General features: G+C 63.1%; 24 protein-coding genes and 2 pseudogenes. 9 read left to right on the top strand and 17 right to left on the bottom strand.

Features of this window, described 5'->3' with window-relative positions:
- Nucleotide 1 precedes the first annotated feature (1 nt).
- The 3 genes from NKH52_RS15180 to NKH52_RS15170 all read left to right on the top strand — a co-directional run bounded on the left by NKH52_RS15180 (nt 2) and on the right by NKH52_RS15170 (nt 2,319).
- On the top strand, nt 2-589 hold the full coding sequence (locus NKH52_RS15180) for a 5-formyltetrahydrofolate cyclo-ligase (protein ID WP_352730996.1): 588 nt from the start codon (nt 2-4) through the stop codon (nt 587-589).
- A 69-nt stretch (nt 590-658) separates the two neighbouring features.
- The gene (locus tag NKH52_RS15175; protein ID WP_023811815.1) at nt 659-1,483 is read left to right on the top strand and encodes a TIGR00282 family metallophosphoesterase; all 825 of its coding nucleotides are present in this window, start codon (nt 659-661) and stop codon (nt 1,481-1,483) included.
- A gap of 74 nt (nt 1,484-1,557) precedes the next feature.
- The gene (locus NKH52_RS15170; RefSeq protein ID WP_128305329.1) at nt 1,558-2,319 is read left to right on the top strand and encodes a TerC family protein; all 762 of its coding nucleotides are present in this window, start codon (nt 1,558-1,560) and stop codon (nt 2,317-2,319) included.
- A gap of 16 nt (nt 2,320-2,335) precedes the next feature.
- On the opposite strand, the pseudogene NKH52_RS15165 reads toward NKH52_RS15170, so the two are convergent.
- The 4 genes and pseudogenes from NKH52_RS15165 to NKH52_RS15150 all read right to left on the bottom strand — a co-directional run bounded on the left by NKH52_RS15165 (nt 2,336) and on the right by NKH52_RS15150 (nt 4,107).
- Nucleotides 2,336-2,762: pseudogene (locus tag NKH52_RS15165) on the bottom strand (SRPBCC family protein).
- A 26-nt stretch (nt 2,763-2,788) separates the two neighbouring features.
- Nucleotides 2,789-3,151 (bottom strand): hypothetical protein, encoded by a 363-nt coding sequence (locus NKH52_RS15160; protein WP_352730999.1) that lies wholly within the window; start codon nt 3,149-3,151, stop codon nt 2,789-2,791.
- Between the two features lie 53 nt (nt 3,152-3,204).
- Nucleotides 3,205-3,545, bottom strand: a pseudogene (locus NKH52_RS15155) (VOC family protein).
- 79 nt (nt 3,546-3,624) lie between these two features.
- The gene (locus NKH52_RS15150; protein ID WP_352731000.1) at nt 3,625-4,107 is read right to left on the bottom strand and encodes an SRPBCC domain-containing protein; all 483 of its coding nucleotides are present in this window, start codon (nt 4,105-4,107) and stop codon (nt 3,625-3,627) included.
- A 52-nt stretch (nt 4,108-4,159) separates the two neighbouring features.
- Here NKH52_RS15150 and NKH52_RS15145 point away from each other — a divergent pair, with 52 nt between their 5' ends.
- The 3 genes from NKH52_RS15145 (at nt 4,160) to NKH52_RS15135 (ending at nt 5,750) form a co-directional block, all read left to right on the top strand.
- Nucleotides 4,160-4,483, top strand: coding sequence for an ArsR/SmtB family transcription factor (locus tag NKH52_RS15145; protein ID WP_352611388.1), 324 nt, complete (start codon nt 4,160-4,162; stop codon nt 4,481-4,483).
- 207 nt (nt 4,484-4,690) lie between these two features.
- Nucleotides 4,691-5,440 carry a YebC/PmpR family DNA-binding transcriptional regulator gene (locus NKH52_RS15140; RefSeq protein ID WP_352440974.1) on the top strand — a complete coding sequence of 250 codons (750 nt, stop codon included), beginning with the start codon at nt 4,691-4,693 and terminating at the stop codon, nt 5,438-5,440.
- 13 nt (nt 5,441-5,453) lie between these two features.
- A complete protein-coding gene (locus tag NKH52_RS15135) occupies nt 5,454-5,750 on the top strand; it encodes an Rdx family protein (protein ID WP_352440973.1) in 297 nt (98 codons plus the stop codon).
- 18 nt (nt 5,751-5,768) lie between these two features.
- On the opposite strand, the gene NKH52_RS15130 is transcribed toward NKH52_RS15135, so the two are convergent.
- Together NKH52_RS15130 and NKH52_RS15125 are read right to left on the bottom strand one after the other, a co-directional pair.
- Nucleotides 5,769-5,930 (bottom strand): glycine zipper domain-containing protein, encoded by a 162-nt coding sequence (locus NKH52_RS15130; protein WP_502895188.1) that lies wholly within the window; start codon nt 5,928-5,930, stop codon nt 5,769-5,771.
- A gap of 5 nt (nt 5,931-5,935) precedes the next feature.
- Entirely contained in the window at nt 5,936-6,415 is a 480-nt protein-coding gene (locus NKH52_RS15125) for an anthrone oxygenase family protein (protein WP_352554264.1), read from the bottom strand.
- A gap of 129 nt (nt 6,416-6,544) precedes the next feature.
- Here NKH52_RS15125 and NKH52_RS15120 point away from each other — a divergent pair, with 129 nt between their 5' ends.
- Nucleotides 6,545-7,186 (top strand): TetR family transcriptional regulator, encoded by a 642-nt coding sequence (locus tag NKH52_RS15120; RefSeq protein WP_352554263.1) that lies wholly within the window; start codon nt 6,545-6,547, stop codon nt 7,184-7,186.
- 63 nt (nt 7,187-7,249) lie between these two features.
- On the opposite strand, the gene rpmE is transcribed toward NKH52_RS15120, so the two are convergent.
- Complete coding sequence (rpmE, locus tag NKH52_RS15115) at nt 7,250-7,471, bottom strand: 50S ribosomal protein L31 (protein WP_352731004.1); 222 nt, start codon at nt 7,469-7,471, stop codon at nt 7,250-7,252.
- 206 nt (nt 7,472-7,677) lie between these two features.
- Here rpmE and NKH52_RS15110 point away from each other — a divergent pair, with 206 nt between their 5' ends.
- A complete protein-coding gene (locus NKH52_RS15110; protein ID WP_352731007.1) occupies nt 7,678-9,477 on the top strand; it encodes an ABC transporter transmembrane domain-containing protein in 1,800 nt (599 codons plus the stop codon).
- A gap of 7 nt (nt 9,478-9,484) precedes the next feature.
- On the opposite strand, the gene NKH52_RS15105 is transcribed toward NKH52_RS15110, so the two are convergent.
- From NKH52_RS15105 to NKH52_RS15095, 3 genes are read right to left on the bottom strand one after another with little or no spacing between them, the layout of a single operon-like run.
- Entirely contained in the window at nt 9,485-9,916 is a 432-nt protein-coding gene (locus tag NKH52_RS15105) for a type II toxin-antitoxin system VapC family toxin (protein WP_127296201.1), read from the bottom strand.
- A complete protein-coding gene (locus NKH52_RS15100; RefSeq protein WP_127296200.1) occupies nt 9,913-10,209 on the bottom strand; it encodes a hypothetical protein in 297 nt (98 codons plus the stop codon). The genes NKH52_RS15105 and NKH52_RS15100 overlap by 4 nt, the downstream gene beginning before the upstream one ends.
- Before the next feature lie 55 nt (nt 10,210-10,264).
- Nucleotides 10,265-11,752, bottom strand: a complete 1,488-nt coding sequence (locus NKH52_RS15095; RefSeq protein ID WP_352731010.1) for a carboxypeptidase M32 — start codon at nt 11,750-11,752, stop codon at nt 10,265-10,267.
- A gap of 140 nt (nt 11,753-11,892) precedes the next feature.
- On the opposite strand from NKH52_RS15095, the gene NKH52_RS15090 reads away from it, so the two are divergent.
- A complete protein-coding gene (locus tag NKH52_RS15090; RefSeq protein WP_352731012.1) occupies nt 11,893-12,246 on the top strand; it encodes a DUF1304 domain-containing protein in 354 nt (117 codons plus the stop codon).
- A gap of 59 nt (nt 12,247-12,305) precedes the next feature.
- Here NKH52_RS15090 and NKH52_RS15085 read toward each other — a convergent pair whose 3' ends face one another.
- The 7 genes from NKH52_RS15085 to NKH52_RS15055 form a co-directional block, all read right to left on the bottom strand.
- Complete coding sequence (locus tag NKH52_RS15085; RefSeq protein ID WP_352731014.1) at nt 12,306-12,734, bottom strand: hypothetical protein; 429 nt, start codon at nt 12,732-12,734, stop codon at nt 12,306-12,308.
- Nucleotides 12,735-12,972: 238 nt separating this feature from the next.
- Nucleotides 12,973-14,004, bottom strand: coding sequence for a peptidoglycan -binding protein (locus tag NKH52_RS15080; RefSeq protein WP_023811834.1), 1,032 nt, complete (start codon nt 14,002-14,004; stop codon nt 12,973-12,975).
- Nucleotide 14,005: 1 nt separating this feature from the next.
- The gene (locus NKH52_RS15075) at nt 14,006-15,031 is read right to left on the bottom strand and encodes a MotA/TolQ/ExbB proton channel family protein (protein ID WP_013529124.1); all 1,026 of its coding nucleotides are present in this window, start codon (nt 15,029-15,031) and stop codon (nt 14,006-14,008) included.
- Nucleotides 15,032-15,135: 104 nt separating this feature from the next.
- Nucleotides 15,136-15,822 (bottom strand): PAQR family membrane homeostasis protein TrhA, encoded by a 687-nt coding sequence (trhA, locus tag NKH52_RS15070; protein WP_352731016.1) that lies wholly within the window; start codon nt 15,820-15,822, stop codon nt 15,136-15,138.
- A 106-nt stretch (nt 15,823-15,928) separates the two neighbouring features.
- On the bottom strand, nt 15,929-16,729 hold the full coding sequence (locus NKH52_RS15065) for an inositol monophosphatase family protein (RefSeq protein WP_023811836.1): 801 nt from the start codon (nt 16,727-16,729) through the stop codon (nt 15,929-15,931).
- Between the two features lie 86 nt (nt 16,730-16,815).
- Complete coding sequence (gene efp, locus NKH52_RS15060; RefSeq protein WP_013529127.1) at nt 16,816-17,382, bottom strand: elongation factor P; 567 nt, start codon at nt 17,380-17,382, stop codon at nt 16,816-16,818.
- A gap of 174 nt (nt 17,383-17,556) precedes the next feature.
- Complete coding sequence (locus NKH52_RS15055) at nt 17,557-18,597, bottom strand: tetratricopeptide repeat protein (RefSeq protein WP_352731019.1); 1,041 nt, start codon at nt 18,595-18,597, stop codon at nt 17,557-17,559.
- Nucleotide 18,598: the final 1 nt, after the last annotated feature.

Below are 18,598 nucleotides of genomic sequence, written 5' to 3'. Positions count from 1 at the left end.
CATGACCTCTCTCAAAGACCTGAAAAAGCAGCTTCGCCGTGAGGCCCTCGGACGCCGCGATGCGCTCGATGAGTTCTGGCGGGTGGAGGTCGCGCTTGAAATGGCCGAGACGGCACGCGACCGCCTCCACGTCGAGCCGGGCCAGATCGTTTCCGGCTTCTGGCCGATGCGTTCCGAAGTCGACGTTCGGCCGTTGATGTTTGTCTTGCGTGAAAAGGGCGCGCGGCTTTGCCTGCCGGCCATTCTCGACAAGACCACCATTGTCTTTCGCGAGCTGGTGCGCGGCGCGCCGATGGTCGAGATGGGTTTCGGCACGGTCGGCCCTCACGAGGAAGCCGAGGTGCTCGACCCCTCTGTGATGCTGGTGCCGCTCGCCGCTTTCGATGCGCGCGGCCATCGCATCGGCTATGGTGCCGGCTATTACGACCGCGCCATCGCCAAGTTGATCGACAAGGGACAGCCGCCGCGGCTGGTCGGCATCGCCTTCGACTGCCAGGAGGTGGCAATGGTGCCGGATGAGGAACATGACGTCGTCATTCCGGAAATACTGACCGAGAGCGGGTTGCGCCGCTTCGCGCCAAAATTGTAGATAAGTACAAGGGACGCATGATCTTCACTGGCGTCATGCAGCTTTCGCTGACCTTCGGTGCGGGATCATATGAGACTTCTCTTCCTCGGTGACATGGTTGGAAAGACAGGACGAACGGCGGTGTGGGAACAACTGCCCGGCCTGATCTCCGACTTCAAACTCGATTTCGTCATCGTCAATGGCGAGAACGCCGCGGGCGGCTTCGGCATCACCGAAGATATTTTTCGCGAGACGATCGCCGCCGGTGCCGATGTCGTCACCACCGGCAACCATGTCTGGGACCAGCGCGACGCGCTCGCCTTCGCGCCGCGTGAAGAGCGCTTCCTGCGTCCCTCCAACTTTCCCAAGGGCACGCCCGGGCGCGGCTCCGGTGTCTATATCGCCAGGAGCGGCGCGCGCGTGCTGGTCGCCAACATCATGGGCCGGGTGTTCATGCATCCCGAACTCGACGATCCGTTCCAGGCCGGCGAACGCGAGCTTGCCGCCTGTCCGCTCGGCGAGCAGGCGGATGCCGTGATTATCGACTTCCACGCCGAGGCGACCTCGGAAAAGATGTGCTTCGCGCATTTCGTCGACGGCCGCGCCAGCCTCGTCGTCGGCACCCACACCCACCAGCCGACCGGCGATCACCAGGTCCTCAACGGCGGCACCGGTTATATGTCCGACGCCGGCATGTGCGGGGACTACGATTCCTCGCTCGGCATGGACAAGGAGGAGCCGCTCAACCGGTTCCTGTCGAAGGTGCCGAAAGGCCGCTTCGAGGCGGCGACCGGACCGGCGACCTTGTGCGGCGTTGGCGTCGATATTTCCGACCGCACAGGGCTGACCGAGCGGATCGCGCCGTTTCGTCGCGGGCCACGGCTGGAAGAAACCGCACCGTCCTTCTGGTCCTGACATTGATATAGGCACGCTTAGTACCTAACTGCCGGCGACACTGCTCTAGATCGTTAAAAGAGGGGACGACCTCCATGCAGCTCATCGAATTCCTGGCGCCGCATTTCCAATTCGTGTCCGACCCGACCGCCTGGGTCGCGCTGCTGACGCTGATTGTGCTCGAGGTCGTGCTCGGCATCGACAACCTGATCTTCATCTCGATCCTGACCAACAAGCTGCCGGAAGCACAACGGGCCCGTGCCCGCCGGCTCGGCATCTCGGCGGCGCTGATCATGCGGCTGGTGCTGCTGGCCACCATTTCGATCATCGTCCAGCTGACCACGCCGGTGTTCACGGCCTTCGGCCACGGTTTTTCCTGGCGCGACCTGATCCTGATCGCCGGCGGCCTGTTCCTGGTCTGGAAGGCGACCAAGGAGATCCATCACACGGTCGATCCCGACGACCACAAGGATACGATGATGGGCGAGACGCTGCAGATCAGCCTTGCCGGCGCGATCTTCCAGATCCTGCTGCTCGACCTGGTCTTCTCGATCGATTCAATCATCACCGCCGTCGGCATGACCGACGAGATCGCCATCATGTACATCGCCGTGATCGTGGCAGTGAGCGTGATGATGCTGGCGGCCGGGCCGCTGGCCAACTTCATCGCCAAGAACCCGAGCATTGTCATGCTGGCGCTGGGCTTCCTTCTGATGATCGGCATGACGCTTATCGCAGACGGCATGGGTTACCATGTGCCCAAGGGCTACATCTACGCGGCGATGGGCTTTTCGGCGCTGGTCGAGGGGCTCAACATGCTGGCGCGGCGGCGCAAGAAGTCGGGCGGCGGGCATTGAGGCAGCCCCTGAGCACCTAGTGCCCTGGCACGCCCTTCGGATGACGGTCGCCGATCAGGCCGAGCGTCAGGCCTTGTTCCAGCCACGCCTTGGCGCCGGCCAGCACCAGCGTGAAGCCGCCGGTTGAGCCCGAAATTGCGAACCTCGAGAAAGGTCGTCTCGCCAGGCATTTCCGTGAAAGTCCAGACCACGGTGGTCGGCGGATCGCTCCATTGCATGACGATCTTTTCGTTCGCGACGATCTCGCTGACGTCGACTGTCGTCGAGACGCCGTACATGCGCCACTCCCAGCGAACTTCCTTGCCGCTGTCAAGCCGGCCGCTGGCGTGGGTGAACCAGAATTTCGTGGTGACGGCCGGGTCGACGATGGCCTCGAAGACTTCGCCGACAGGCCGCCGGATCAGCATGCCGGCTTCGGCGGTTGGTGTTTCGCGGATTTCCATCGGATTGTCCTTTCGGGGCTTGGCGCTCACCATGCGTCCGGCTCGCGCAGCATGTGAATGATATTGGCGGGGTTGGTGATCCAGCCGCCGCGGAAGCCCTCGCCCAGGGGCTCGATGGCATCGCAACGCACAACGCCAGCCTTGGCTAAATGATCCGCAGCCATGGGGAAATCCTTGGTGAACAGCTCCAGCCACACCTCGGCCTGGCTCATCATCGGCGCCTCGTCGATCCACAGGCGGTTGGGGCCAAGCTCGAAGCCGATGGCCGGCGCCTTGTCCGTGAAAGGCTTCAGGCCGACGACGTCGCGGTAGAAGGCGATCGTCGCCTGATACTGGTGCGGCGGCACCTTCATGGCGATGTTGATGCCGCCGGTGATCTTCGCGGTCATAGCTGGCTCCCTTGTCGTGTTCAGCTGTTGTTGGTCGGCTTTGCCCAGGCTGGTTATGCGAGATTGACCTGCCAGGAGACCCCGAACCTGTCGTTCAGCCATGCGAAGCGGCGGCTGAAGCCGTAATTGTCGGGCGGCATCAGAAACCCGCCGTCCTTTGCCAGTGTCTCGACAATTCGGTTCAGTTCGTCCTCAGAGGAACAGTCCACATAGAGCGAGACCGACGGCGTGAACGTGAAGGCGTGGTGCACGGGGCTGTTGAAGACCATGACTTCCAGGCCAGCGATCGACACGCGCGCCAGCTTGACCGTTCCGTCCGGGCCATCTTCGCCGGGGCCGTAATTTGTGACGTCAAGGACGCCGCGTCAGGAATGGTCTCGCAATAGAGCGTCATTGCCTCTTCGGCCTTGCCCTCGAACATCAGGAATGGCGTTACTTTCTTCATCGCGGATCTCCATCCTCCCCATGGTGGCTCAGATATTGGTCTCGTTGGCGGGTTCGCCCTTCATCTCGCTGCGATAGTAGCCGTCGCGCAAATTGATGCCGTATTCGACATAGGCCTTCATGCAGGCCAGCATCTGCGACCAGCCCTCGCAATTGAGGTAGGACTTCTTCAGGCCGACGGCGCCTTCCTGCCAACCGCTCTCGGCGATGGTGACGAAGGTGCCGCCATCGTCCAGCTGCTCGAAATTCATCTCGATACGGGTCTTGTAGGCGGGTTTGCCGTCGGCGTCGGTGGCATCCCAGCGCAGCACGATGCGGCTGTCCTTGACCACTTCGTCGACCTCGACCGGCACCTTGCCCCACCAGACGACGCCGGCGCCAGCTTCCAGCGGGGCGCTGGCGCCGCCGATCGTGGTGAAATAGCCGCTCAGTTTCTTCGGATTGACGACCGCGTCGAAGACGTCGGCGACCGGCTTGCCGATGCGTCCGGAAACACTGAATCCAAGTGACATATCCACAACTCCTTCCCTTGATCGGCCCAACAATATGTTATATAAACATAACATGTCAAGCCGATCGCAAGACGACAATGTTTTCAAGGCGCTGGCGCATCCGCGCCGGCGTGAAATACTGGATCAGCTGAAGGACGCGCCGAAGACGACCGGCATGCTGTGCGAGGCCTTTCCCGACATCGATCGCTGCACCGTCATGCTGCATCTCAAGGTATTGGAGGAGGCCGACCTGATCGTTGCGCGGCGCGACGGCCGCGAGCGCTGGAACCATCTCAACGCGCTGCCGATCAAGCAGATCCACGACCGCTGGATCAGCCAGTATGCCGGACATGCGCTCAGCATCATCGACCGGCTGAAGTCGGACCTCGAGGCGTGAGCGGCCGCAGCATGCCATGCAGTGCCATGTCTTGCGCGGTGCGGCTGGACGAATTGAGCCGATTTATCTATAAGCCGGCCATTCCGACAGAGAACGCCGTGCTTCCACGAGTTGCACCTGGGACGCTCTGAAATTTTGAATTCGGGCATGCGGAAGACGAGGTCAGATCGCTTCGCTTCGGGATGCTCTAGCCGAGAAGACGACACCATGGCTGGCCATTCACAGTTCAAGAACATCATGCACCGCAAGGGCCGCCAGGATGCGGTGCGGTCTAAAATGTTTTCCAAGCTGGCGCGCGAAATCACCGTCGCCGCCAAGAGCGGCACGCCCGATCCATCGATGAACCCGCGCTTGCGCCTTGCGATCCAGAACGCCAAGGCGGTGTCGATGCCGAAGGACAACATCCAGCGTGCCGTCAACAAGGCCTCGATGGGCGACGCCGAGAACTACGAAGCCGTGCGGTATGAGGGCTATGGCCCGGGCGGCGTCGCGGTCATCGTCGAAGCGCTGACCGACAACCGTAACCGTTCGGCGTCGAATGTGCGCGCCGCCTTTACCAAGGCCGGCGGAGCGCTCGGTGAAACCGGCTCGGTGTCGTTCATGTGGGACCGTGCCGGCGAAATCTACTATCCGGCCTCCGCAGGCAGTGCCGACAAGGTCATGGACGCGGCAATCGAAGCCGGCGCCGATGATGTCGAGTCGGATGAGGAAGGCCACACGATCTATTGCGCCTTCGAAAATCTCGGCGAGGTCTCGAAGGCGCTGGAAGGCGCTCTCGGCGAGGCGGAATCGGTGAAGCTGATCTGGAAGCCGCAAAACAATGTTCCGGTCGACGAGGACCGGGCACAGTCGCTGATGAAGCTGGTTGCCACGCTCGAGGACGACGACGACGTGCAGAGCGTCTACGCCAACTTTGAAGTCGACGACGAGACCATGGCCAAGCTCAGCGCGGCATGAGCGGAAGCCCGGCATGAGCGAGCAGATACTCCCCGCCATCCGCATCACCTACTGCACGCAGTGCCATTGGCTGCTGCGCGCCGGCTGGATGGCTCAGGAACTGCTGTCGACCTTCGGCACCGATCTCGGCGAGGTGACATTGGTGCCCGGCACTGGGGGCATCTTCACCATCAGCTGCAATGACGTGCTGGTCTGGGACCGCAAGCGCGACGGCGGTTTTCCGGACGCGGCCAAACTGAAGCAACTGGTCCGCGACGTCATCGACCCGGATCGCGACCTCGGTCATTCCGATCGGAAGACAAAGGCGTAGAGGTCGCCGGCGCTGCCGTCACTTGCGTGGCCACGCACCGAAGGCGGCGCCAATCGCAATACCCACGGCGACGCCCATCGGAAGGTCATCCAGAGCGGTGCCGATCGCGGCACCGACACCAACTCCGATTGCCATGCCGAAGGCCATATTTGCGTATTGATCCTTCATCGGTCGCTCCATCGTCGTCAACGCGTGGCGAACCAGAAGGATGCCAGCGCGGCCATGCCGCTGATGGCGCGGACATGGTTCCACATCACCCATTCATTGAGGTAGCGTGGCCACAGGGCTGCGCCATTGCTGCTGGCTGGATCGACGGCGGCGAGCGCATCATTCAGCGGGACGTTGAAGATCATCGTCACCACCACGATGCCGATGAGATAGAGCAGGCTGCCGGCAATCAGCCAGAGCGAACCCGGCTGGCTCCAGCCAATCACCGCACCGATGGCGACAACGATGCAGACGAGCGCCGTGCCGAACAGCGCTGTCATGAACAGCGGGGTCACAGCTGTGACATTGATCGAATTCATCGCGGCAATGCCGCTTGCGGCCGGCATGCGGGCGAGGCCCGGCATGACGAAGCTGGAGAAAGCAAAGAAGACGCCGCCGACGACGCCTGAGCCGAGTGCGGCAATGAAGATGAGGGTGGGAAGAAGTTTCGCGATCATGTCATTTTGCTCCATATGCCCGTTATGTTTTCCTTCGCGCCAAAACATGAATAATCCTCACGTTTGCAAAACGTGATAAACCCTCGTATTTTGTGAGTCAAGCGATTTTGATGCATTTGGAGTCAGTCATTGGAAGACACGGCAGCCCCCGTTTCCCCGCAGGAGCAGGTTGCTTCACCGCGCCGGGCGCCGAGCCAGCAGCGCAGCCGCGAGCGGGTCGAGCGCATGCTGGCGGCTGCCTCGGCGCTGATCGCCGAGCAAGGCAGCGATGCCATGCGCATGGGAGAAGTGGCGGAACGGGCCGGTGTGTCGATCGGCTCGCTCTACCAGTTCTTTCCGGACAAGCGGGCGATCATCTGGGCGCTGGCCGAGCGCTACACCGCCGAAAGCCAAGCCTGCATCTCGGCGGCACTCGCCGGCGTCAGCGACGCCGAAGGCCTGCAGTCCGCGTTTTCAGAGTTAGTCGACATCTATTACCGGCTGTTCCTGGCCGAGCCGGTGATGCGCGACATCTGGTCGGGCACGCAGGCCGACAAGGCGCTGCGCCAACTCGAACTCGCCGACAGCCGCGCCAACGCCGAATTCCTCACCGCGGTGCTGAAACGGCTGCGGCCGGCGGTCGATCCGGCGACACTGGAAACCACGGCGTTTCTGGTCTGGCAGATGGGCGAGGCCGCCATGCGGCTGGCGATCTCGGTTGAGCGCCAGGAGGGCGACAGGCTGGTCGCCGCCTACAAGCGCATGGCGCTAAGGGAATTGCTGGCCGAGTAGCGCCGCGCCGCAACAAAAAACCCGCCACAAGGACGGGTTTTCGATCTGTGAAAGCTCGTTGAGTTAGATGCCGAAACCTTCGAAACGCTTCTTGAACTTCGACAGGCGGCCGCCGCGGTCGAGCAGGGTCTGCTGGCCGCCGGTCCAGGCCGGGTGGGTGGTCGGGTCGATATCGAGGTTCATCGTATCGCCTTCCTTGCCCCAGGTCGAACGGGTCGAGTATTCGGTGCCATCGGTCATGACGACCTTGATGGTGTGGTAGTCGGGATGAATAGCGCTCTTCATGGCTCGGTTCCTGGCTTGCCGGCGCTGCCGACGGGCATAAGCCTGCGTCGATGCGCCTCTTTTTAAAACTCGAAGCCGCAGCTATTGAGGAGCCACGGCTTCTAAAACGGTCGGCGAGCCTATACATCAGCCGGAATTGAATCACAAGGCCGCGGCAAGCGCATATTGAGGCGTAGACCCCAAGGGCGGCTGGAGGAAACATCGGGATGGCGCAAATCACCAGCGCAGACGAGCGCCGGCGTTCGCTCAAGCCGCTCCGGCGCCTGTTCCCGTACATCACGCACTATCGCACACTGGTCGTCGGCGCCATTATCTCGCTGGTCATCGCGGCGGCAACCACGCTGGCGCTGCCGCTGGCGGTGCGACGCATGATCGATCATGGTTTTTCGTCGTCCAGCACTACCTTCATTGCCGAATATTTCGCCGCCCTGGTGGCGATGGCCGCCCTGCTGGCGGCGGCATCGGCCGGCCGCTACTATTTCGTCATCACGCTAGGCGAGCGCGTCGTCGCCGACATCCGGCGCGATGTCTTTGCCCATGTGACGACGCTGTCGCCTGCCTTCTTCGACACCGCCCAGTCCGGCGAGATCGTGTCGCGGCTTGCCGCCGACACGACGCAGGTCAAGTCGGCGGTAGGAGCCACGGCCTCGGTGGCGCTGCGCAATGTCATCCTTGGTCTTGGCGCGGTGGGAATGATGGTCATCACCAGTCCGAAACTGTCGGGCCTGGTCATTGCCGCCATTCCTGTCATCGTGCTGCCGCTGGTCGCTTTCGGCCGTTCGGTGCGGCGCAAATCACGCCAGGCGCAGGATACGCTGGCCGATGCCACGGCCTATGCCAGCGAGCAAATCGGCGCGGTGCGCACGCTGCAGGCCTTCACCAATGAGAGGCTGGTCACCGGGCATTTCTCGGCCGCGGTGGAAGCTGCTTTCGAGGCCGCACGCTCCTCGATCTTCGCGCGCTCCTTCCTTACCTTCTTCGCCATTTTCACCATCTTCTCGTCCGTCGTGGCGGTGCTGTGGTTCGGCTCGCGCGACGTGCTCGAAGGCTCGATATCGCCGGGTACGCTCGGCCAATTCCTGCTCTATTCGGTGTTCGCCGCCGGTGCACTTGGGGCGTTGTCGGAAGTCTGGGGCGAGCTTGCGCAAGCGGCGGGTGCCGCCGAACGGCTGACCGAGATCCTGGCCGAGAAGCCGGCGATCCAGGCTCCCGCCGATCCGAAGCCGCTGCCGGTCGTCGCCAAGGGCGCGATCGTCCTCGACAATGTCTCCTTCTCCTACCCGGCGAGGCCCGACCGCGCCGCCGTGCACGGCTTGAGCTTTCAGGTCATGCCGGGCGAGACGGTGGCGATCGTCGGGCCGTCAGGGGCCGGCAAGAGCACGGTGTTTTCACTGATCCTGCGCTTCTACGATCCCGAAACAGGCAAGATCCTGATCGACGGTGTCGACGTGCGCGAGGCCGATCCCGTTTCGGTCCGCCAGCGCATCGCGATCGTGCCGCAGGACGTCACCATTTTCGCGGCAAGCGCGCGTGACAATATCGGTTTCGGCCGGCCGGGAGCCAGCAAGGCCGAAATCGAGACGGCGGCGAAGGATGCACTTGCCGATGAATTCATCCTCAAGCTGGAAAAAGGCTATGACAGCCAGGTCGGTGAGCGCGGCGTGACGCTGTCAGGCGGCCAGCGCCAGCGGGTTGCGATCGCCCGCGCCATCCTGCGCGACGCCCCGATCCTGCTGCTCGACGAGGCCACCTCCGCCCTCGACGCCGAAAGCGAGACGCTGGTGCAGACGGCGCTGGAACGGCTGATGCAGGGCCGCACCACGATCGTCATCGCCCACCGCCTGGCAACGGTGCTGAAGGCCGACAGGATCCTGGTCATGGATGGCGGCTCGATCGTCGAGGAAGGCACGCATCAAAGCCTTGTCGCCAAGGGCGGCATCTATGCGCGGCTGGCCAAGCTGCAGTTCGAAACCGGCGCCAGCGCCTTCAGGGGTGCGGCGGAGTAGGCTCAGCTCAGTCCGGTTTCCAGTCCGCGAGTAGGACAACGCTGCCAAACTGTTTGGCTTTAGCAAAATGGCGCTGGTCAGCCGTGACAAAAGTGCCGCCACGTTCGATAGCCATTGCGTGATAGATGCTGTCAAACAGAGTTGGGTGGCCCTTGTCAGCAGTGGCCGACGTTGCAATTTTCTCGGCTGTAGCCAAGTCCTGGATAGTCGGCTCTTCAATTGCCAGCCCCAACTCTCGAAACTGATCGAAAAGCTGGCCGACTACGGCAAGCGGCAATTCGACATGCAAGGCGGCTGATAGTGCTTCATACAACACTATTGACGGAGCGAGATAACCTTGTCCCTGCTCCAACATGCGATCGACCAAATCGCGTGCGGCCTTGCTGTCCTCCTCTTGCTTGAGAAGCTTCACGAACACGGAAGCATCTACGACGATCATTTCTTGGTGCCTTCGAGCACGTCGAAGGGGCGGCCATCCCACTTCATCCGCTGGAGGCGTAGGAAATCGGTGGTACTTTCACCTCGAACGCTGGATTCGCGCGGCAGTTCGTCCAGCATTTTTTTAAGGCGCTTGACCGCAACGGCACGTAGCGCCTGATCTATTGCCTTCTCCACGAAACGCGATCTCTCGCTTTTCGGCACTTCGTCCTCCAGCCGGTTCTTGATTTCAGCGGCGATGGAAAAGGTGGCACGTTCTTTCGGAGTAGAAATTCCCACGATGCGTTCCTTCAATTCCTCATACGGAAATATATGCTCCAAGGGTATGAAACGCAATGCTCCTACGGCGTCAGGCCTTCCCGTACCGGTTCTTCAGGTGATCGGTGAAATAAATGGCGTTGAGCTTTTCGCCGGTGGCGCGTTCGAGCAGATCCGGCGTCGACCAGCGTGATCCCTGCGCCCAGATTTTTTCGCGGCGCCACTCGTTGATCGCCTCGAAATTGCCTTTGGAGAGATCGTCATCGGCGGCAGGATGATCCCGCGTCAGCGCCGCCCATTGCTGCGCCGCCATCATCGCGCCCAGCGTATAGGAAGGGAAATAGCCGAAGGCGGCCCCTGGCCAATGCACGTCCTGCATCGGCCCGTCGGCCGGATTGTCGATGGTGGAAAGACCGAGGTAATCGCGCATCTTGGCGTCCCAGGCTTCGGGCAGGTCGGCGACCTCCAGCCGGCCCGCGACGAGCTCCTGCTCCAGTTCGTAGCGCAGGATGACATGCAGGGGGTAGGTCACCTCGTCGGCATCGACACGGATCAGGCCGCGCTCGACGCGATGCACATGCGGCAGGATATCGTCGAGCGACCAGGCCTCACCGAGATGCTTTTCAACCACCGGCAGCGCCCAGCTCCAGAAGGCCGGGTTGCGGCCGAGCTGTTTTTCGACGAACAGGCTCTGGCTTTCATGCACGGCCATGCCGCGCGCCTTGCCGAGCGGCCAGTGCGACCATGCCTTCGGCAGGTTCTGTTCGTAGAGCGCATGGCCGGTCTCGTGCAGCACGCCCATCAGCGCCGACAGGAAGTCGGACGTCTTGTAGCGGGTGGTGATGCGCACGTCGCTTGGCACGCCGCCGCAGAAAGGATGGTGCGACACCGACAGCGACCCGTGTGTCAGGTCGAAGCCGACCGCCGCCATCATGGCAAGGCCGAGCTCGCGCTGCCGGTCGATCGCATAGGTGCCTGAGAGCGGCTTCAGCGGGTGCTTGCGCAGCCGTGCGTCCTGGATCGCCAGCGCCTCCGGCACGAAGCCTTTCAGGAAAGCCTTCAGGTCGGCGAAGACTGGCGTGATGTCGGCGGTGCGGTTGCCGGGGTCGTACTGCTCCATCAGCGCGTCATAGGGGGCGAGGCCGAGCATGTCGGCACGCAGCGCCGCTTCCTCGCGCACCAGCGCCACGACGCCCTCCAGCGCCGGCTGGAAGCCCGCCCAGTCGTTCTTGGCGCGCAGGCCGCGCCACAGCTGCTCGCAACGCATGCGCGCGGTCGTCTGGCGTTCGACGAATTCGACCGGCAGGCAGGTCAGGTTGGTATATTGGCGCCGCAGTTCCGAGACCGCGGTGCGCTGCTCTTCACCCAACGCTTCCTGCTCTGCCGCGGCGATCCAGTCTGCTATCTCCGGCGCCGTTGCCCTGGTGTGATACATGCCGGCCAGTGCCGACATCGCCTCGGCACGCTTCTCGCCGCCGCCGACGGCCATGTGGGTGGCCTCGTCGGCACCGAGGATGGCCAGCGCGTGCTCGAGTGCTTCGAGCTTGTGACCGAGGTCATCGAGTTTCTGAAAGGACATGGCGGCTTCCGCGATTGGGGACGGCGCGAAAAGACACCAACGCAAATGTGTTTGCAACCCTCAGGCACCGCGCAACGGACGCATCTTGCGTGGGGGCGGTCATGCGTGAAATGCTGCCGGCAACAATTGGGGGAAACAACATGATCGGCAACATCCTGGTCGCGCTGGTGGCCTTGATCCACGTCTACATCGTCTATCTGGAGATGGTGCTGTGGGACACGCCGCGTGGGCACAAGGCATTCAATCTGACGCCCGAATTCGCCAGTGCCTCGAAGGTGCTCGCCGCCAATCAGGGGCTCTACAACGGGTTCCTCGCCGCCGGCCTGATCTGGGGGCTTTACCTCGGTGCGGCCGGTTTTCGGGTCAAGCTGTTCTTCCTGTCGTGCGTGGCCATTGCCGGCCTCTATGGCGCGGCAACGGTTGGCCGCAAGATCCTGTTCATCCAGACCGTGCCGGCGGCGATTGCCCTGATCGCGGTGTGGCTCGGCTGGTAAAAAGGACGCCCGCGGGATGGCTCCCCGAAGGCGTCAGCGGTCCCTTCCTCTTGGACCGTTCAACCGTTCGGGTAGTTGCCGCCGTCGGCGCCGTCGCCTATCAGGAAACCGCTACCGGTATCGATCATCAACCGCTGATCGACATTGTCGAGACGACGCAACAGGTCGTGGTATTGCGCGGCCGGTATCCTGCCATGATAGGACGCGGCGACTTTCTCGGCCGCTTGACCGATGTGGGCCGTGCGCATTTCCAGGCGTTCCGCCACGGCCGGGGTGATGTTGTTGGCCTGTCTCGCGTCCACGATGCCCTGATGCACGCCCTGCACCTGTTGGATGAGCGCCTCGACACGCGGGCCGGTCATGTCGGTCGGATCGGTCGCGTCGAGAGCGCCCTTGTGATGGCCCGCGGCATAGGCACCGGCAAGCGGAACAGCGATGAGGAACGCCGTGAGTGTAGCAGTTCTAAGCGAGGTCTTGAAAGAGCGCATCACGCGTCTCCTCTTGTGGAGGAAAGCGGCGGTTGTCCGCCCGCCTTCCGGCCTTGGGCCGTCCGGTTCCGTCGCGTCGCGATGAGGGGGATTCATCGCCGGCGGTTCTCGGCCCAGGCGGCAAGCTAGGACCGCCCCGCGACAATGTGTAATTAAAAAAAGATAATCTTTTCAGGCCTTGCCGGCCTCGATATGCGCCCTAGAGTTGAGCCGACGAACAAGTTCGCGTGATGATGGATCAACGTTCGGTGAGCTTCAGTTCAATACGGCGGTTCTTGTTGCGCGCCTCTTCGGTGTCGGCGGGATCGAGCGGCTGGAACTCACCGAAACCGGCGGCGACGAGGCGGTTGGCCGGCACGCCGTTCTCGATCAGGAATTTCACCACCGAGGTCGAACGGGCCGTCGACAGCTCCCAATTGTCGCGGTAACGGCCGGCGCCGGAGAGCGGCTTGTTGTCGGTATGACCGTCGACGCGCAGCACCCAGTTGATCTCGGGCGGGATTTCCTTCTGCAGCTCGATGATGGCGTCGGCGAGCTTCTTCATCTCGACCTTGCCGGCATCGTTGATCACCTCGGAGCCGGTCGGGAACAGCACTTCCGACTGGAAGACGAAGCGGTCGCCGACGATGCGGATGTTCTCGCGGTCGGCGAGGATTTCGCGTAAGCGGCCGAAGAAGTCGGAGCGGTAGCGGTTCAACTCCTGCACGCGCTGTGCCAGTGCGACGTTGAGGCGACGGCCGAGGTCGGCGATCTTGGTGTTTGAATCGCGGTCGCGGATTTCGGAGACGTTGAGCGCATCCTCGAGCGCGCCGATCTGCTTGCGCAGTGCCGCGATCTGCTGGTTGAGGATCTCGACCTGGCTCAGTGCCTGCTGGCTGATCTGGCGCTGGCTGTCGAGTTCGCCGCCGAGCGCCGCGGCGCGCTGGTTGGCGGCGTCGCCGGCGCCCGCACCTTGCGCCAGCAACTGCTGGAGCCGGCTCCTTTCCGCTTCCGCCGCCGACAGCGATGCCTGCAGATTGGCCAGCGAGTCATCCTTGTCCTGCGCCGTCGAGCGCTCCAGCGCCAGCAACTGCGTCAGTTCGTTGATCTGGGAGTTGAGGCGCGAGAGTGCCGTATCCTTGCCGGAGATTTCGCGTCCCAGCAGGAACTGCGCCAGCACGAATACCGTGAGCAGGAACATGATTGCCAGCAACAACGTCGACAGCGCGTCGACGAAGCCCGGCCAGTAGTCGATGCGGCGATCGGTGCGCCGGCCCCTGGCGAGTGCCACTTCAGTGCACTCCGGGCTTCTTCAGGGCATCGGCGATCTTTTCCAGTGTGTTGCGCATCGCCTTCTGCTCGTCGGACTGGGCTTCGACCCAGTCGCGCATGATCTGCTGTTCCGAGCGCATGTTCTTGACCAGGCCGGAAATGCCGTCGGCGAGATTGGCCATGGCGGTGGCGACGCGCGGGTTGGAGCCGCCGCCATTCTCCTGCATGCTGCGCAGCCGTTCCGACAGCACCCGGATCTCGTCGGAGGATTCGGTCTTGGCCGGGTCGGCGACGACGATGTCCGACGACAGGTCGGTCACCGAGGACAGCCAGTTTTCCAGTTCGGTGTAGAAGCGCGTCTGGGCGCGGCCGGCCTGCAGGTCGAGGAAGCCGAGCACCAGCGAGCCGGAGAGGCCGAACAGCGAGGACGAGAAGGCCGTGCCCATGCCGGCCAGCGGCGCGGAAAGCCCCTGCTTCAGGGAATCGAGCACCGCGGCGGCGTCACCGGTGCCGGGATCGAGCGATTCGATGGTCTCGCGGATCGAACCGATGGTGTTCAACAGTCCCCAGAAGGTGCCGAGCAGGCCAAGGAACACCAGCAGGCCGACGAGATAGCGCGAGGTGTCGCGGCTTTCGTCGAGGCGGGTGGCGATGGAATCGAGCATGGTGCGCATCGAACTGGTCGAGAAGGCCATCGCCGAGGAGCGGCCGATCATCGCCTTCATCGGAGCCAGCAGCACCGGTTCGGTCGTCTCCGAGCCGGCACGGAAGGAGTTGACCCAGCGCACTTCGCGAAACAGCCGCCCGACCTGGGCGAAGGCCAAAAGGATGCCGACCACCAGCACGCCGACGATCAGGCCATTGAGGCCGGGATTGCTGCCAAAAGCGGTTGAGATCTGTCGGGTCAGAATGGCGGCGATGAAGGCGACGATGACCAGGAAGATCACCATGGTCAGCAAAAAGACCTGCGGGCTCGATAGTTTATGCGGGTCGTAGATCAGGACATCAGAACGTCTGCCCATGCCGAAGGATCTGAGAAAAGCCATCCGTGCCCCGTTTCCGATGCCGCCGCCGATCACGTAAACCGCGACTCTAAACGGAATTGTGACCAAATTGAATGGCGCTTGGCAATATAGCCGCGTCGATAGTGTCAGAGGCGATTGATGACCAGACAGTCGACCATGGCGGCCAGATGCAGGCCGGCGCCGGTGACGACGAAACCGTGCCACAGCGCGTTGTGGAAGCGCAGCCCCTTCCAGGCGAAGAAGATGACGCCGCAGGAATAGACGATGCCGCCGGCGACGATCAGCGCTATCGATGTCGTCGGCAGCGTCTGGACAAGCGGCTTGACCAGGATGATGCCGCTCCAGCCGATGGCAAGATAGAAGCCGATCGCCAGCCGGTCGAAACGGCCGGGAAAGAATACCTTGATGGCAATGCCCAGCACTGCCGCGGTCCAGACCAGCACGATCATCCAGCGCGCCAGCGGCGAGCCTTCGAGCTGCGCCAGGAAAGGCGTATAGGTCGCGGCGATCAGCAGATAGATCGCGGCGTGGTCGAAACGCCGCAACACCCATTTTGCCGGCGACGACACCGGCCACAGATTGTAGGTCATCGACACCGAGAGCACGGTGAGCAGCGAAACCACGTAGAAGGCGGCGGCGATGTATTCGCCCGGTCCGACACGAAACGCCGCCAGCGCCAGCAGTGCGGAACCGGCCGATATCGCCAGCACGATGCCGACCGCGTGGACGATACCGTCTGCGATCGTCTCGGCACGCGAATAGTGCCAGCGTCCGATGAACGGGATATCGGGGTAGGGTTCGTTGTCTCTCACTAAGCCGGGTTCCTGCACCGCGCCCTCCAATTTGGGCGCATGCCGGGCAGTATTTCAAGCTTTCGTTGCGGTTTTGCGACTGCGGCGCATCAGCGCGGCGTGCCTGTCAGCGGGAGGAGAGCGGCTTCTTGACGACCTTCAGCAAAGCGCGCTGGATGACCTCGTTGCCGGCGACGACCGAACCGTTGTCGAGCATGTCCTGGCCGCCATCCATGTCGGAGACGAAGCCGCCTGCCTCGCGGATCAAAAGCAGCCCGGCGGCGATGTCCCAGGCCGACAGGCCGGTTTCCCAGAAGCCATCCATGCGGCCGGCGGCGACATAGGCGAGATCGAGCGAGGCGGAGCCGAGGCGGCGGACGCCGGAAACCTCGGCCATGACGTTGCGCAGTTCGACCAGGAAATTGCCGTGGTGGCCGCGGCCGAGATGCGGCATGCCGCAGCCGATCACGGTGTCGACCAGCTTGATGCGGCCAGCGACGCGCAAGCGGCGGTCGTTCATGAAGGCGCCGCCGCCGCGTTCGCAGGTGTACAGTTCGTCCATCGCCGGATTGTAGATGACGCCGGCGACGATCTGGCCCTGGCGCTCCAGCGCGATCGAAACGGCAAAGAGCGGAATGCCGTGCAGGAAATTGGTGGTGCCGTCGAGCGGGTCGACGATCCAGCGATGCTGGCCGTCGTCGCCTTCGACCACGCCGCGCTCTTCCATCAGGAAGGAATAGCCGGGCCGAGCCTTGGACAGTTCGGCAAAGACGATGTCCTCTGCCTTGCGGTCGGCCTGGCTGACATAGTCGCCGGGGCCTTTCATCGAGACCTGCAGGTTCTGCACCTCGCCGAAGTCGCGCGACAGCGAGCGGCCGGCCTTCATTGCGGCCTGGACCATGACGTTGAGAAGGGCTGAGCGTGCCATAGTGCTTTTTCCCGGTGCTGCGCTTTAAACTCCGCCTCGATGCATGTCGGTGACCCAGAACCGAGGCCACTTTTGGGCGACATGCGTCAGTCGGCGCGGCGCACGTAAGTGATTTCGTTGGTGTCGACGATGATGCGCTCGCCGGCGCCGATGAAGGGCGGCACCAGGACGCGGATGCCGTTCTCCAGGATCGCCGGCTTGTAGGACGATGCCGCCGTCTGACCCTTCACCACCGGGTCGGCCTCGGTGATGGTCAGCGTCACATAGTCGGGCAGCGAAATGCCGATCGGCCGCTCTTCGTAGAGCTGGACCGTCACCATCATGCCGTCCTGCAGGAAGGCGGCGCGATCGCCGACGAAGTCCTTGTTCAATTCGAGCTGCTCGTAGCTCTGGGTGTCCATGAACACCAGTGCGTCTTCCTGCGCGTAGAGGAAGGAAAAATCCTTCAGGTCGAGCCGGATCTGTTCGACGGTCTCGGCCGAGCGGAAGCGCTCGTTGAGCTTGGTGCCGTTGATGAGATTCTTCAGTTCGACCTGATTGTAGGCGCCGCCCTTGCCGGGCTTGACGGTGTTGGTCCTGACCGCCACCCAAAGGCCGCCATCATGCTCGATGACATAGCCGGGACGGATTTCGTTACCATTGATCTTGGCCATGATGAGATGATCCGGAATGATGCCAACGGCCACGCCGTTGGTATGGGATGTTCGCTGGGAAAGCGATTTCGGGCTCCCAAGACCACAAATCGCCAGAAGAGGCAAGGGAGCGGGCAGGTCGGTGCCAGGCGAGGGGAGCCGAGGTTACACTTGCAATGACCGCGAGAACCGCCGTCAAGGCAGCCGGTTGGCCTTCTGCAGCGCCTGCTTGGTCTGGTCGTCGTCCAGCCCCTGCAGGAAGTCGTCCATCTGTGGGTCGATGAGGCCGGCACGGCGGGCGACGACGTACCAGGCGCCGGCAAGCACAAGGTCCGGATCGGTGCCGATGCCTTGCATGTAGAGCTTGGCCAGGCGGTTCTGGGCGGCGACATTGCCGCCTTCCGCCGCCTGCTTCATCCAGCCGAAGGCGGATTTCAGGTCGCGCGCACCGCCGCGGCCTTCGATCATCCAGGCGGCGAGATCGATCTGCGCGGTGTCGTAGTTCTGCCTGGCTGCCTGCGCCAGCAGGCGCCTTGCCTGGGCGTCGTCGCGTGGCTTGCCGCCGACGCCATTGGCGTAGATCTGCGACATCGCATATTGCGCGTCCGCGAGGCCGGTCGCGGCGGCGCGCTCATAGTAGGAGACCGCCTTGGCCATGCCGGCATCGCCGGGGTCCTGCTGGACCAGCATCTGCGCGAAATTGAATTGCGCCAGCCGGTTGCCGGCTTCGGCGGCGGCCTGCATCAAGGCGTAGGCCTCTTTTCCATCCTTTTTGACATAGCGGCCGTCGAGCAGCATCAGCGCATACTGGAACTGCGATTCCGGCACACCCTGTTCGGCGGCCAGCGCGTACCATTTCGCCGCTTGCGCCGAATTGACCGGTACACCGAGCCCCCGCGACAGGATCTCGGCCACCAAGGTCTGCGCCGCCGGATCGCCGTTTTGCGCCCGGACCAATGCCAGATTGTAAGCTGTCTTGTAGAGACCGCGCTGGAAGGCGCCATAGGCCGCGTCGGCGGGTTTTGCGCCGAAGCGGTCGGGATTGACCGTGTCGGCCGACGGCAGCGGCGCGGGCTCGGCCGTGGTGGCGGGCTGCGGCAATGGCTTGTCGATCGGCTTGCCGGTGTGGACGCCGATTTCCGGCTTGGGCTGCGGCAGGGGGACGGTCTCCGCGGCGGCAGCCTGGACCATCAGCACCGCAAGCAGAGCCTGGAGGGGAAGCGTCGCCGGGGACATT

The organism is Mesorhizobium sp. M1066 (assembly GCF_040318635.1).
Taxonomy (GTDB): Bacteria; Pseudomonadota; Alphaproteobacteria; order Rhizobiales; family Rhizobiaceae; genus Mesorhizobium.
The sequence above is the reverse complement of the archived record's forward strand: the minus strand, read 5'-3'. Positions and strand labels throughout refer to the sequence as shown.

Bases quoted from the DNA above. Each gene is read 5' to 3' on its own strand.
- NKH52_RS15180 (WP_352730996.1), top strand. From the start codon at position 2: ATGACCTCTCTCAAAGACCTGAAAAAGCAGCTTCGCCGTGAGGCCCTC.
- NKH52_RS15175 (WP_023811815.1), top strand. From the start codon at position 659: ATGAGACTTCTCTTCCTCGGTGACATGGTTGGAAAGACAGGACGAACG.
- NKH52_RS15170 (WP_128305329.1), top strand. From the start codon at position 1,558: ATGCAGCTCATCGAATTCCTGGCGCCGCATTTCCAATTCGTGTCCGAC.
- NKH52_RS15160 (WP_352730999.1), bottom strand. From the start codon at position 3,151: ATGACCGCGAAGATCACCGGCGGCATCAACATCGCCATGAAGGTGCCG.
- NKH52_RS15150 (WP_352731000.1), bottom strand. From the start codon at position 4,107: ATGTCACTTGGATTCAGTGTTTCCGGACGCATCGGCAAGCCGGTCGCC.
- NKH52_RS15145 (WP_352611388.1), top strand. From the start codon at position 4,160: ATGTCAAGCCGATCGCAAGACGACAATGTTTTCAAGGCGCTGGCGCAT.
- NKH52_RS15140 (WP_352440974.1), top strand. From the start codon at position 4,691: ATGGCTGGCCATTCACAGTTCAAGAACATCATGCACCGCAAGGGCCGC.
- NKH52_RS15135 (WP_352440973.1), top strand. From the start codon at position 5,454: ATGAGCGAGCAGATACTCCCCGCCATCCGCATCACCTACTGCACGCAG.
- NKH52_RS15130 (WP_502895188.1), bottom strand. From the start codon at position 5,930: ATGGAGCGACCGATGAAGGATCAATACGCAAATATGGCCTTCGGCATG.
- NKH52_RS15125 (WP_352554264.1), bottom strand. From the start codon at position 6,415: ATGATCGCGAAACTTCTTCCCACCCTCATCTTCATTGCCGCACTCGGC.
- rpmE (WP_352731004.1), bottom strand. From the start codon at position 7,471: ATGAAGAGCGCTATTCATCCCGACTACCACACCATCAAGGTCGTCATG.
- NKH52_RS15110 (WP_352731007.1), top strand. From the start codon at position 7,678: ATGGCGCAAATCACCAGCGCAGACGAGCGCCGGCGTTCGCTCAAGCCG.
- NKH52_RS15105 (WP_127296201.1), bottom strand. From the start codon at position 9,916: ATGATCGTCGTAGATGCTTCCGTGTTCGTGAAGCTTCTCAAGCAAGAG.
- NKH52_RS15095 (WP_352731010.1), bottom strand. From the start codon at position 11,752: ATGTCCTTTCAGAAACTCGATGACCTCGGTCACAAGCTCGAAGCACTC.
- NKH52_RS15090 (WP_352731012.1), top strand. From the start codon at position 11,893: ATGATCGGCAACATCCTGGTCGCGCTGGTGGCCTTGATCCACGTCTAC.
- NKH52_RS15085 (WP_352731014.1), bottom strand. From the start codon at position 12,734: ATGCGCTCTTTCAAGACCTCGCTTAGAACTGCTACACTCACGGCGTTC.
- NKH52_RS15075 (WP_013529124.1), bottom strand. From the start codon at position 15,031: ATGGCTTTTCTCAGATCCTTCGGCATGGGCAGACGTTCTGATGTCCTG.
- NKH52_RS15065 (WP_023811836.1), bottom strand. From the start codon at position 16,729: ATGGCACGCTCAGCCCTTCTCAACGTCATGGTCCAGGCCGCAATGAAG.
- efp (WP_013529127.1), bottom strand. From the start codon at position 17,382: ATGGCCAAGATCAATGGTAACGAAATCCGTCCCGGCTATGTCATCGAG.
- NKH52_RS15055 (WP_352731019.1), bottom strand. From the start codon at position 18,597: ATGTCCCCGGCGACGCTTCCCCTCCAGGCTCTGCTTGCGGTGCTGATG.